General features: G+C 70.1%; 13 protein-coding genes. All 13 read left to right on the top strand.

The genetic code is table 11. The features are described from left to right. Window positions 1-194 precede the first annotated feature (194 nt). The 13 genes from ACZ518_RS01940 to ACZ518_RS01880 all read left to right on the top strand — a co-directional run bounded on the left by ACZ518_RS01940 (window position 195) and on the right by ACZ518_RS01880 (window position 11,825). The gene (locus ACZ518_RS01940; RefSeq protein WP_469111079.1) at window positions 195-1,298 is read left to right on the top strand and encodes an LCP family protein; all 1,104 of its coding nucleotides are present in this window, start codon (window positions 195-197) and stop codon (window positions 1,296-1,298) included. A 203-nt stretch (window positions 1,299-1,501) separates the two neighbouring features. Beyond that, the gene (gene rpmE / locus ACZ518_RS01935; RefSeq protein ID WP_267032631.1) at window positions 1,502-1,720 is read left to right on the top strand and encodes a 50S ribosomal protein L31; all 219 of its coding nucleotides are present in this window, start codon (window positions 1,502-1,504) and stop codon (window positions 1,718-1,720) included. 120 nt (window positions 1,721-1,840) lie between these two features. Beyond that, the gene (prfA, locus tag ACZ518_RS01930; RefSeq protein WP_469111078.1) at window positions 1,841-2,920 is read left to right on the top strand and encodes a peptide chain release factor 1; all 1,080 of its coding nucleotides are present in this window, start codon (window positions 1,841-1,843) and stop codon (window positions 2,918-2,920) included. A gap of 45 nt (window positions 2,921-2,965) precedes the next feature. Then, window positions 2,966-3,811, top strand: coding sequence for a peptide chain release factor N(5)-glutamine methyltransferase (gene prmC / locus ACZ518_RS01925; protein WP_007266582.1), 846 nt, complete (start codon window positions 2,966-2,968; stop codon window positions 3,809-3,811). Between the two features lie 52 nt (window positions 3,812-3,863). Then, window positions 3,864-4,511: an L-threonylcarbamoyladenylate synthase gene (locus tag ACZ518_RS01920; RefSeq protein WP_007266583.1), complete on the top strand. Its 648-nt coding sequence runs from the start codon at window positions 3,864-3,866 to the stop codon at window positions 4,509-4,511. Then, window positions 4,508-5,152: an arsenate reductase/protein-tyrosine-phosphatase family protein gene (locus tag ACZ518_RS01915; RefSeq protein WP_469111077.1), complete on the top strand. Its 645-nt coding sequence runs from the start codon at window positions 4,508-4,510 to the stop codon at window positions 5,150-5,152. Before ACZ518_RS01920 ends, ACZ518_RS01915 begins: the two co-directional genes overlap by 4 nt. Window positions 5,153-5,669: 517 nt before the next feature. Next, entirely contained in the window at window positions 5,670-6,902 is a 1,233-nt protein-coding gene (locus ACZ518_RS01910; protein WP_469111076.1) for a serine hydroxymethyltransferase, read from the top strand. A 104-nt stretch (window positions 6,903-7,006) separates the two neighbouring features. Further along, entirely contained in the window at window positions 7,007-8,341 is a 1,335-nt protein-coding gene (locus ACZ518_RS01905) for an MraY family glycosyltransferase (RefSeq protein WP_469111662.1), read from the top strand. 286 nt (window positions 8,342-8,627) lie between these two features. Then, window positions 8,628-9,065, top strand: coding sequence for a hypothetical protein (locus ACZ518_RS01900; RefSeq protein WP_469111075.1), 438 nt, complete (start codon window positions 8,628-8,630; stop codon window positions 9,063-9,065). Window positions 9,066-9,275: 210 nt separating this feature from the next. Beyond that, the gene (atpB, locus tag ACZ518_RS01895; protein ID WP_007266588.1) at window positions 9,276-10,112 is read left to right on the top strand and encodes a F0F1 ATP synthase subunit A; all 837 of its coding nucleotides are present in this window, start codon (window positions 9,276-9,278) and stop codon (window positions 10,110-10,112) included. A gap of 81 nt (window positions 10,113-10,193) precedes the next feature. After that, window positions 10,194-10,427 carry an ATP synthase F0 subunit C gene (gene atpE / locus ACZ518_RS01890; RefSeq protein WP_007266589.1) on the top strand — a complete coding sequence of 78 codons (234 nt, stop codon included), beginning with the start codon at window positions 10,194-10,196 and terminating at the stop codon, window positions 10,425-10,427. Between the two features lie 52 nt (window positions 10,428-10,479). Beyond that, window positions 10,480-11,013: a F0F1 ATP synthase subunit B gene (locus ACZ518_RS01885; protein WP_125600457.1), complete on the top strand. Its 534-nt coding sequence runs from the start codon at window positions 10,480-10,482 to the stop codon at window positions 11,011-11,013. After that, window positions 11,010-11,825, top strand: coding sequence for a F0F1 ATP synthase subunit delta (locus tag ACZ518_RS01880; RefSeq protein WP_469111074.1), 816 nt, complete (start codon window positions 11,010-11,012; stop codon window positions 11,823-11,825). The genes ACZ518_RS01885 and ACZ518_RS01880 overlap by 4 nt, the downstream gene beginning before the upstream one ends. Window positions 11,826-11,959 lie beyond the last annotated feature (134 nt).

Here is an 11,959-nt window from a genome sequence, read left to right as displayed (position 1 = left end):
ACACGCCTGCGCCCGCGCGGCCTTGTAAGAGACCCTTTAAGCCCCCGGATCGGGACCCTCGGTGGGCATCCGGTCACGGGTCGTGCCCGTGGGGGAGGGGGCGTGCGGAGCGGTCCACGCTCCGTGGAACCCTGGAATGCGCTAGTCCGTCTGAGTGAGAGACAGCCGGCAACGGAGCCAGGACCGAGGAGAGCATGAGCGAGGACAGCAGGGGCAGCGGTCGCAGGGCGGCACGCAGACGCGGGCGCCGGGCGCAGCCGCGCCGCCGCAAGGGCCTCAGGGTCGCCGCCTGGACCGCCGCCGGGGTGGTCCTGCTGGGCGGGGGAGGCCTCGGCTGGTTCTACTTCAAGCTCAACGGCAACCTGCACAGCGTCGACATCGACCAGGCCCTCGGCAAGGATCGCCCGCCGAACGTCGACAACGGCTCGATGGACATCCTGGTCCTGGGCTCCGACTCCCGCGACGGGGCGAACGGCGAGTACGGGGCGGACGACGGCGGCTCGGCCCGCTCGGACACCGCGATGATCGTGCACCTCTACGAGGGCCACAAGCAGGCCAGCGTCGTGTCGATCCCGCGCGACACGATGCTCCCGCGGCCCGCCTGCCCCACCGGCAAGGGGAAGACCAGCGCCCCCAGGCAGCGCGCGCAGTTCAACGAGGCCTTCACCATCGGCGGGGCCGCCTGCGCCGTCAAGACCGTCGAGGCGATGTCGGGGATCCGCATGGACCACTACATCGAGGTCGACTTCACCGGCTTCAAGAAGATCATCGACAACCTCGGCGGGGTCGAGCTCACGACCACCAAGCCGATCAAGGACGACGGCAGCCACCTCGACCTGCCGGCCGGCTCGCACAAGCTCAACGGCGAGCAGTCCCTCGGCCTGGTCCGCACGCGCAAGAGCGTCGGCGACGGGGGCGACCTGGGGCGAATACAGCTCCAGCAGGCCTTCATCAAGGCGCTGATCAAGCAGGTCAAGGGCGTCGGGGTGTTCGACAACCCCAAGAAGCTGTTCGGCCTCGCCGACTCCGCCACCAAGGCGATCACCACCGACAAGGCGCTCGGCGACATGAAGTCCCTGGCGAGCTTCGCCCAGGGGCTCCAGGGCATCGGCGCCGAGAACATGCGCATGATCACCCTGCCGGTGACCCGGGACCCGCTCGACAAGGACCGTGTCGCGATCCTGCCCAAGGACTCCAAGATGGTCTGGGACGCCCTGCTGGCCGACCAGCCCATCCCTGCCGCGGCCACCGAGCACTCCACCGGGGACAAGAGCACCGCGGGCTCCATCGTCCAGTAGAGGGGCCCGGCGGGTCCTGCCGGGATCCGGCAGGACCCGGGAGGACCCGGCAGGAATAGACCGGGACCCCTCCCCGTTGAGGGGAGCGTTCCCGGAATTTTGACAGGCGGCCCGGTCCTGGCAGACTGGTCTGTCGGCCCCGGTTCACGCAGTGCGCAATTCGGCTCCTGCGACCCGGCGCCCTCCCGAATCTAGGAGACACCTTGAAGCGCGAAGTTCACCCCGAGTACGTCGAGACCCAGGTCAGCTGCACCTGTGGCGCGTCGTTCACCACTCGCAGCACCCTGACCGAGGGCACCATCCGTGCCGAGGTCTGCTCCGAGTGCCACCCGTTCTACACGGGCAAGCAGAAGATCCTCGACACCGGTGGCCGTGTGGCCCGCTTCGAGGCCCGCTTCGGCAAGGGTGCGGCCAAGAAGTAGCGCGACCCAGGCGCCGGTCACCGGCCGCCCCCTGACCACGCGGGGGCGGCCGGACCGGCGCCTTTGTCGTCGTTCGGCCAGCCCACCCCACTTTTGATTTTTTCACCCCAGGAGCACCCGATGTTCGAAGCGGTCGAGGAACTGGTCGGCGAGCACGCCGACCTCGAGACGAAGCTCGCCGACCCTTCGGTCCACTCCGATCAGGCGAACGCCCGCAAGCTGAACAAGCGCTACGCGGAGCTGACCCCGATCGTCGCGACCTTCCGCGCCTGGAAGCAGTCGGCCGAGGACATCGAGACGGCCAAGGAGCTGGCGGCCGACGACCCCGACTTCGCCGCCGAGGTCAAGGAACTGAGCGCCCAGCGCGAAGAGCTCACCGAGAAGCTCCGCCTGCTGCTCGTCCCGCGCGACCCCAGCGACGACAAGGACGTCCTCCTGGAGATCAAGGCGGGCGCCGGCGGCGACGAGTCCGCCCTGTTCGCAGGTGACCTGCTGCGCATGTACCTGCGCTACGCCGAGCGCGTGGGCTGGAAGACCGAGATCATCGACTCCACCGAGTCCGAGCTCGGCGGCTACAAGGACGTCCAGGTCTCCGTCCGCACCAAGGGCGGCAACGGGGCCACCGAGCCCGGCCAGGGCGTGTGGGCCCGGATGAAGTACGAGGGCGGCGTGCACCGCGTGCAGCGCGTGCCGGCCACCGAGTCCCAGGGCCGCATCCACACCTCCGCCGCCGGCGTGCTCGTCACCCCGGAGGCCGAGGAGGTCGAGGTCGAGATCAACATGAACGACCTCCGCATCGACGTGTACCGCTCCTCGGGCCCCGGCGGCCAGTCCGTCAACACCACCGACTCGGCCGTGCGCATCACGCACCTCCCGACCGGCGTGGTCGCCTCCTGCCAGAACGAGAAGAGCCAGCTCCAGAACAAGGAGCAGGCCATGCGCATCCTGCGCTCGCGCCTGCTTGCCGCCGCTCAGGAAGCCGCCGAGCAGGAGGCCTCCGACCAGCGCCGCAGCCAGGTGCGCAGCGTGGACCGCTCCGAGAAGATCCGCACGTACAACTTCCCGGAAAACCGGATCTCGGACCACCGGACCGGTTTCAAGGCGTACAACTTGGACCAGGTGCTCGACGGCGACCTCGACTCGGTCATCCAGGCCTGCGTCGACACCGACTCCGCCGCGAAGCTCGCGGCCGCGCACTGACCCTCGCCCCACCCCCCCCGTACGACAGCAGCCCGGAGGACCAGCGTGAACTTGCTGCTTGCCGAGGTGGCCCAGGCCACCCAGCGGCTGGCCGCCGCCGGCGTGCCCTCACCGCGTTTCGACGCGGAGGAGCTCGCGGCCTTCGTGCACGGCGTCAAGCGGGGGGAACTGCACCACGTCAAGGACGCGGACTTCGACGCCCGCTACTGGGAGGCCGTCGCCCGCCGCGAAGCGCGCGAGCCGCTCCAGCACATCACCGGCCGGGCCTTCTTCCGGTACCTGGAGCTCCAGGTCGGCCCCGGGGTGTTCGTGCCCCGGCCCGAGACCGAGTCGGTCGTGGACTGGGCCATACACGCCGTCCGGGCCATGGACGTGGTCGAGCCGCTGATCGTGGACCTGTGCACCGGGTCCGGCGCCATCGCGCTGGCCATGGCCCAGGAGGTGCCGCGCTCGCGCGTCCACGCCGTGGAGCTGTCCGAGGACGCGCTGCGCTGGACCCGCAAGAACGCCGAGGGCTCCCGGGTCACCGTCCACCAGGGCGACGCGCTCACCGCGCTGCCCGAGCTGGACGGACAGGTCGACCTGGTCATCTCCAACCCGCCGTACATCCCGCTCACCGAGTGGGAGTACGTCGCCCCCGAGGCCCGCGACCACGACCCCGAGATGGCGCTGTTCTCCGGCGAGGACGGCCTCGACACCATCCGGGGCATCGAGCGGACCGCCCACCGGCTGCTGCGGCCCGGCGGCATCGTCGTGATCGAGCACGCCGACACCCAGGGCGGCCAGGTGCCGTGGATCTTCGCCGACGAACGGGGCTGGGCCGACGCCGCCGACCACCCCGACCTGAACAACCGTCCGCGCTTCGCGACCGCCCGCAAGGCCATGCCGTGACCCGCGCCACCGTTTCCCCCGCCACCCCCACGCTGCACGAGGAGATCCGCTGATGGCCCGGCGATACGACTGCAACGACGCGACGGACCGCAAGACGGGTCTGCGCGAGGCGGCCTCCGCCGTGCGCCGCGGAGAGCTCGTCGTGCTGCCCACCGACACCCTGTACGGGATCGGCGCGGACGCCTTCAGCGCGGAGGCCGTCGGCGACCTGCTCGCCGCCAAGGGGCGCGGCCGCAACATGCCCACCCCCGTCCTCATCGGCTCCCCGAACACCCTCCACGGCCTCGTCACGGACTTCTCCGAGCAGGCGTGGGAGCTCGTCGACGCCTTCTGGCCGGGCGGGCTCACGCTGGTCGCCAAGCACCAGCCTTCGCTGGCCTGGGACCTCGGGGAGACCCGCGGGACCGTCGCCGTGCGCATGCCCCTGCACCCCGTCGCGATCGAGCTGCTGACCGAGGTCGGCCCGATGGCCGTCTCCTCGGCGAACCTGTCCGGGCACCCGGCACCGGCCGACTGCGACGCGGCGCGCGAGATGCTGGGCGACTCCGTGTCCGTGTACCTGGACGGCGGCCCCACGCCGAGCACCGAGCCGTCGTCGATCGTCGACGTCACCGGGAAGGTTCCCGTACTGCTGCGCGAGGGGGCGCTGAGCGCCGCACAGCTGCGGGAGGTCGTACCCGACCTCGAGGTGGCTCCGTGAGCCCTCAGGGGCGTGGCATAGCGACCCAGTCGTTCCGCATACTCCACGTCAGCACCGGCAATGTGTGCCGCTCGCCCATCACCGAGCGGCTGACGAGGCACGCGCTGGCCCACCGCCTGGCCGTCCTGGGCCTGCCCGCCGAGGACCTCATCGTGGAGAGCGCCGGCACCTGGGGCCACGAGGGCGCCCCGATGGAGGCCAACGCGGCGGCCGTGCTGGCGGACTTCGGCGCGGACGCGTCGGGGTTCACCGGGCGCGAGCTGCTCGACGAGCACGTCATACGCGCGGACCTGGTGCTCACCGCCACGCGGGACCACCGGGCGCAGGTCATCTCCATGGGCCACTCGGCGGGGCTGCGCACCTTCACGCTGAAGGAGTTCACCCGGCTCGTACGGGCGATAGACCCGGCCACGCTGCCGCCGCTGGACGACGGCATGGCGGAGCGGGCGCGGGCGCTGGTACGGGCCGCCGCCGCGCTGCGAGGGTGGCTGCTGGCGCCGTCCGCCGACGCGGACGAGGTGTACGACCCGTACGGGGCGCCGATCACCTTCTTCCGGTCGATCGGCGACGAGATCAACCAGGCGCTGGACCCCGTGGTCACGGCCCTGACGGGCGTCGACGCCCCCCACTCCTCTCTTTGACGCGCCGCTCGCGCGGCTCGGCGCCGGGGCTCCACGCCTTCTTGACGCGCCGCTCGCGCGGCTCGGCGCCAGGGCGCCTCACCGGCTTCGCGCCGCTGCGCCGGACTCCGTCCGGCGGGCCTGGGGCGGGCCACGGGCCGTGGCTGGGGCCCGTGGGTCGTGAGCGGGTGGTGTGCCGCTGCGCGGGGCGAGGTCCCCTACCCGCCCTTCCACCGTTCCCCGGGCTCCGCGGGCTCCGCCCGGACCCGCGCCTCAAACTCCCCCAGCTACCGCTGGGAGGTGCCCCCAGGCGGGGCTGAAAGACCTTGGGGCTTCGCCCCGGACCCCGTGTCTCATGCGCCGGTGGCGCTGAGAGGCCTGGGGCTTCGCCCCGGACGCCGTGCCTGAAGCGCCGACGGGGCTGAGAGGCCTGGGGCTCCGCCCCGGACCCCGTGCTCGACCGCCGGCCAGGCGGGCGGGGTGGGCGGGGGCGGCCTACAGTGGCTGGTACCGGTAGGCCCACCGTGCGGGAGTCGCCATGACTGTCACCACCGAGCAGGCGGCGGATCTCCTGCGGCAGCAGGATCCGCAGATGGCCGACATCCTCGACGGGGAGCGGCACCGCCAGGCGGACACGCTGCAGATGAGCGCCGCCGAGAACTTCACCTCGCCCGCCGTGCTCGCCGCGCTGGGCTCCGTGCTCTCCAACAAGTACGCCGAGGGATACCCCGGTGCCCGCTACCACGGCGGCTGCGAGTACGTGGACCTCGCCGAGCGGACGGCCGTGGAGCGGGCCAGGGCGCTCTTCGGCGTCGAGCACGCCAACGTGCAGCCGCATTCCGGCTCCTCGGCCGTACTCGCCGCCTACGCGGCGCTGCTGCGCCCCGGGGACACCGTCCTGGCCATGGGGCTGGCGCACGGCGGGCACCTCACGCACGGCTCGCCCGCCAACTTCTCCGGCCGGTGGTTCGACTTCGTGGGGTACGGCGTCGACGCCGAGAGCGGGCTCGTCGACTACGAGCAGGTGCAGCGGCTGGCGCGGGCCCACCGGCCCAAGGCCATCGTGTGCGGGTCGATCTCCTACCCCCGGCACCTGGAGTACTCGGCGTTCCGCGAGATCGCCGACGAGGTCGGGGCGTATCTCATCGCCGACGCGGCCCACCCCATCGGGCTGGTCGCCGGAGGGGCCGCCCCGAGCCCCGTCCCGTACGCCGACGTGGTGTGCGCGACCACCCACAAGGTGCTCCGCGGCCCCCGCGGCGGGATGCTGCTGTGCGGCGCCGAGTTCGCGGAGCGGGTCGACCGGGCGGTGTTCCCCTTCACCCAGGGCGGCGCCCAGATGCACACCATCGCCGCGAAGGCGGTGGCCTTCGGCGAGGCGGCCGCCCCGCCCTTCACCCGGTACGCGCACCGGGTCGTGGCCAACGCCCGCGTCCTGGCGGCCGCCCTGGAGCAGCGCGGGTTCGCCGTGACGACCGGCGGGACGGACACCCACCTCATCAGCGCCGACCCCGCGGCGCTCGGCGTCGACGGGCCGACGGCGCGCGGCCGGCTGGCCGCCGCCGGGATCGTCCTGGACACCTGCGCCCTGCCGTACGGGGACCAGCGCGGCATCCGCCTGGGCACCGCGGCGGTGACCACGCAGGGGATGGGGGAGCCGGAGATGGCCCGGATCGCGGAGCTGTTCGCCGCCGCGCTGGCAGGGGAAGCGGCCCGGACGCGGGCCGGGGTGGCCGCACTGACCGGTGGATTTCCCCCTTACGGGGCGTAACCGGTACGAGCGTGGAGTAGTGCAACCGGAACGGGGCCTCCGTGCGTCCTCGTCCCTGGTGACATCGCGGCTAATGTGTGGGGCTGAGATGGCCGGCGATACATCTGGGGCAGCCAGTGCGTGAATATCTGCTGACGCTTTGCGTCACGGTCGCGGTGACCTACCTGCTGACCGGGCCCGTGCGGAAGTTCGCGATCGCGGCCGGCGCGATGCCGGAGATCCGCGCGCGCGACGTGCACCGCGAGCCCACTCCGCGGCTCGGCGGCATCGCCATGTTCGGCGGCATGTGCGCGGGACTGCTGATCGCCGACCACCTGCAGAACCTCAACGGGGTCTTCGAACGGTCCAACGAGCCCAGGGCGCTGCTCTCGGGCGCCGCGCTGATCTGGCTGATCGGCGTCCTGGACGACAAGTTCGAACTCGACGCGCTGATCAAGCTGGGCGCCCAGATGATCGCCGCGGGCGTGATGGTCATGCAGGGCCTGACCATCCTGTGGATTCCGGTTCCGGGCATCGGCACGGTGGCGCTCACCCAGTGGCAGGGCACCCTGCTCACCGTGGCGCTGGTGGTGATCACCATCAACGCGGTGAACTTCGTCGACGGACTCGACGGTCTGGCGGCGGGCATGGTCTGCATCGCCACATGCGCGTTCTTCCTCTACGCCTACCGGATCTGGTTCGGCTACGGCATCGAATCCGCCGCCCCCGCCACCCTCTTCGCGGCGATCCTGATGGGCATGTGCCTGGGCTTCCTGCCGCACAACATGCACCCCGCCCGGATCTTCATGGGGGATTCCGGCTCGATGCTGATCGGGTTGGTGCTGGCCGCCTCGGCCATCTCGATCACGGGGCAGGTGGACCCCGACACGATGGCCCTCTTCGTCGGCGGTGAGCGCAACGCGACCCACGCGATGCTGCCGGTCTTCATTCCGCTGCTGCTCCCGCTGACCATCATCGCCATTCCGATGGCGGACCTGATCCTGGCGATCGTGCGGCGCACCTGGAACGGCCAGTCACCCTTCGCCGCGGACCGCGGCCACCTGCACCACCGGCTGCTGGAACTCGGGCACTCCCACAGCCGCGCCGTACTCATCATGTATTTCTGGTCAGGCCTGATCGCATTCGGCACGGTGGCCTATTCGGTGCATTCGGCCTCGATGTGGATCGTGCTGTCCCTCGCGGCGCTGAGCGCGCTGGGCCTCGTACTGCTGCTGATGCCGCGGTTCACCCCACGGGCGCCGCAGTGGGCGCAGGGCCTGGTCCCGCCGCGCTACCGGCACGCCGAGCGGGCCGCGGAGGCGGCCGTACGGGAGGACGAGGGCATGGAGCCGGAGCCGGCGAGGCCCGTCGTGGCGGGGGTGTCGGGCGTCAACGGCGCGACCGCGGTAGGCCCCCGTTCGCGCCTCCCCGACCGGCGTAAGGCCGGATCGGCACGCTGACGGCCCGGGCGCATTTCCGACATGGGCGCCCTTTACCAGACAATGAGAGGGCTTGTCTTGCACACACGGGCGCGTTAGCCCTCATGTGTGACAGTCAGCACACCTGACAGGTAAAGCTCTCATCAAATAGTTTGTGATACCGTTCACTAAACCCGGCGACAGAGCCGAAGGACCGTAGTGCGACGGTCCATTGGCCCGAGGCTCTCACTCGGACCGGGCTTACGCTCGTCCCCGTACGAGTTCCCGTACGAGTCCGTGCCCCCACCACCACGCGGAGCAAACCGCCATGCGGTCAGATGACGTCCGATCCCTCCTGCAAACCGCCGTACCCACTGCTGCCGCCGGCGCAATCGCCGCCGTGATCAGCGGTCTGGTCGTCGGAGGCAAGGGTGCTGTCGGATCCGTCGTCGCGACCGTGGTCGTGATCCTGTTCATGGGTCTCGGATTCGTCGTCCTGCAGCGCACGGCGAAATCCCTGCCGCATCTGTTCCAGGCCATGGGCCTCATGCTCTACGCCGCGCAGATCCTGCTGCTCTTCGTCTTTCTCGCCGTGTTCAAGAACACGACACTGTTCCACCCCCGGGCGTTCGCCATCACGCTCGTCGCCACCACCCTCGTGTGGATCGGCGCACAGACGCGTGCTCACATGAAGGCGAAGATCCTTTACGTCGAGCCGGACTCGACCAAGGGTGAAAAGCCCGAAAACCCGGGGTCGAAGTCGTGAGGGGTAGGGCCGGGATAAGTGTGCGTTCGAGATGCTGCTATCGTCCGGTTCCAACTGCGGCTCTGCGGGCGCGGGCATCTGAGCTGACGCCTGTTCCATCGCGAGGCTCGATGCCTGACTGCCGCCCCCACACCCGTTACACCAGTCCAGTGCCGAACCGCGGCCTCGCGCCGCGCCGACACAACGAGGTTGCCGTACCTATGCGCCACGCTGAAGGAGCCCGCGGTGAGTGCTGACCCGACGCAGGTCCTCGCCTTCGAGACCGACTGTCACATCTTCGACGGATGTGGCTTCCCCGGCCCGGGCCTGCACTCGTTCCTCTTCGAGCCGCTCTGGGGCGAAGCGGGCAGCAATGCCTACTTCAACAAGCCGATGCTGCTGGCCCTCCTGGGCTCGATCATCATCGTGGCCTTCTTCTGGGCCGCCTTCGGCAAGGCGAAGATCGTCCCCGGCAAGCTCCAGATGGTCGGCGAGGCCGGCTACGACTTCGTGCGCCGCGGCATCGTCTACGAGACCCTCGGCAAGAAGGAGGGCGAGAAGTACGTCCCCTTCATGGTCTCGCTGTTCTTCTTCGTCTGGATCCTGAACGTCTGGTCGATCGTCCCGGTGGCCCAGTTCCCGGTGACCTCGATCATCGCGTACCCGGCCGTGCTCGCCCTGATCGTCTACGTGATCTGGATGTCGGTCACCTTCAAGCGCCACGGCTTCGTCGGCGGCCTGAAGAACCTCACCGGCTACGACAAGAGCCTCGGCGGCGTCCTGCCGCTGATCATGGTCATCGAGTTCTTCTCGAACGTCCTGGTGCGCCCGTTCACCCACGCGGTCCGACTCTTCGCGAACATGTTCGCCGGTCACACCCTGCTGCTGCTCTTCACGATCGCCAGCTGGTACCTGCTGAACGGCATCGGCATCGCCTACGCCGGTGTGTCGTTCGTGATGGTGATCGTGATGACCGCCTTCGAGCTCTTCATCCAGGCTGTCCAGGCGTACGTCTTCGTCCTCCTGGCCTGCAGCTTCATCCAGGGCGCGCTCGCCGAGCACCACTGAGCCAGGCCCGCCCCGCTCAGCCCCCCGTATTCGTCCGGTGGCCAACCCCCACCGGTCCGTGAAAGAGAAGGAAGAACTGGCATGTCCCAGACCCTTGCCGCCGTCACCGGCTCCCTCAGCTCCGTTGGTTACGGTCTCGCGGCCATCGGCCCCGGCGTCGGCGTCGGCATCATCTTCGGTAACGGCACCCAGGCCCTCGCCCGCCAGCCCGAGGCTGCCGGCCTGATCCGCGCCAACCAGATCCTCGGCTTCGCCTTCTGTGAGGCGCTCGCCCTGATCGGTCTGGTCATGCCGTTCGTCTACCCGAGCTCCTGATCCTCGGTCTCGACGAACAGTCCACTAGACGAAAGGCACTGATGTGAACCTCATGGTTCTCGCGGCTGAGGAGATGGAAAACCCCCTCATCCCGCCGATCCCCGAGCTCGTCATCGGTCTGATCGCCTTCGTCATCGTCTTCGGCTTCCTCGCGAAGAAGCTTCTCCCGAACATCAACAAGGTTCTGGACGAGCGCCGCGAGCAGATCGAGGGCGGTATCGAGAAGGCCGAAGCCGCTCAGACCGAGGCCCAGAGCGTGCTGGAGCAGTACAAGGCCCAGCTCGCCGAAGCCCGGCACGAGGCCGCGCGCCTGCGCCAGGACGCGCTGGAGCAGGGCACTGCGCTCAAGGAAGAACTGCGCGCAGAGGGCCAGCGGCAGCGTGAGGAGATCATCGCTGCCGGTCACGCCCAGATCGCGGCAGACCGCAAGGCCGCCGCTCAGGCGCTGCGTCAGGACGTGGGCAAGCTCGCCACCGACCTGGCCGGCAAGCTCGTCGGCGAGTCCCTCGAGGACGCCGCTCGTCAGAGCCGCACCATCGACCGCTTCCTCAGCGAGCTTGAGGAGAAGGCCGAGGCGGCCCGATGAACGGAGCGAGCCGCGAGGCGCTGGCCTCCGCGCGCGAGCGTCTCGACGCGCTGACGGACAACACGTCCGTCGACGCGGCGAAGCTCGCCGGTGAGCTGGCAGCCGTCACCGCGCTGCTCGACCGTGAGGTCTCGCTGCGTCGGGTCATCACGGACCCGGCGCAGTCCGGCGAGGCCAAGGCCGAGCTGGTCGGCCGGCTGCTGTCCGGCCAGGTCGACGGGAACACCCTCGACCTGGTGTCCGGCATGGTGCGCTCCCGCTGGTCGCAGTCCCGCGACCTGGTGGACGCGCTGGAGGCGCTGGCGGCCACCGCCGACCTCACGGCGGCCCAGCAGGCCGGCGGCCTCGACAACGTCGAGGACGAGGTCTTCCGCTTCGGCCGGATCGTCGCCTCCAGCACCGAGCTGCGCTCCGCGCTGACCGACCGCGCCGCCACCGGCTCCGCCAAGAGCGAGCTGCTGCGCGGCCTGCTCGGCGGCAAGGTGAACGCCGCCACCGAGCGCCTGGTGATCCGTCTCGTCACGCACCCGCGTGGACGTAGCCTGGAAGCGGGACTCGAGTCCCTGTCCAAGCTCGCCGCCGAGCGCCGGGACCGCATGGTCGCCACCGTGACCAGCGCGATCCCGCTCAGCGACGTGCAGAAGCAGCGTCTCGGCGCGGTGCTGGCGAAGCTGTACGGCCGCCAGATGCACCTGAACCTCGACGTGGACCCCGCGGTCCTCGGCGGGATCTCGGTGCGGGTCGGCGACGAGGTCATCGACGGCACCATCGCGGACCGCCTCGCCGAGGCGTCGCGCCGCATGGCCGGCTGACCAGCCGCCACCACACAGATACAAAGCATTCCTAGCGGCCCGGTTGGGCCGTGCAGAACTTGCAGAAGATTCCTGGGGGTCACCCCCAGACCCCTAAGAAGCTTCAGGCCCAACAAGGAGAGCAGGGAACCCAG

The organism is Streptomyces sp. NPDC033966, assembly GCF_055575955.1.
Note: the sequence above shows the minus strand (reverse complement) of the source record. Positions and strands in the feature narration are given on the sequence as shown.

Coding starts and splice junctions, on each gene's coding strand:
- ACZ518_RS01920 (WP_007266583.1), top strand. CDS start 3,864: ATGGCCCGGCGATACGACTGCAACGACGCGACGGACCGCAAGACGGGT.
- ACZ518_RS01900 (WP_469111075.1), top strand. CDS start 8,628: ATGCGGTCAGATGACGTCCGATCCCTCCTGCAAACCGCCGTACCCACT.
- ACZ518_RS01880 (WP_469111074.1), top strand. CDS start 11,010: ATGAACGGAGCGAGCCGCGAGGCGCTGGCCTCCGCGCGCGAGCGTCTC.
- ACZ518_RS01910 (WP_469111076.1), top strand. CDS start 5,670: ATGACTGTCACCACCGAGCAGGCGGCGGATCTCCTGCGGCAGCAGGAT.
- atpE (WP_007266589.1), top strand. CDS start 10,194: ATGTCCCAGACCCTTGCCGCCGTCACCGGCTCCCTCAGCTCCGTTGGT.
- ACZ518_RS01940 (WP_469111079.1), top strand. CDS start 195: ATGAGCGAGGACAGCAGGGGCAGCGGTCGCAGGGCGGCACGCAGACGC.
- ACZ518_RS01885 (WP_125600457.1), top strand. CDS start 10,480: ATGGTTCTCGCGGCTGAGGAGATGGAAAACCCCCTCATCCCGCCGATC.
- prfA (WP_469111078.1), top strand. CDS start 1,841: ATGTTCGAAGCGGTCGAGGAACTGGTCGGCGAGCACGCCGACCTCGAG.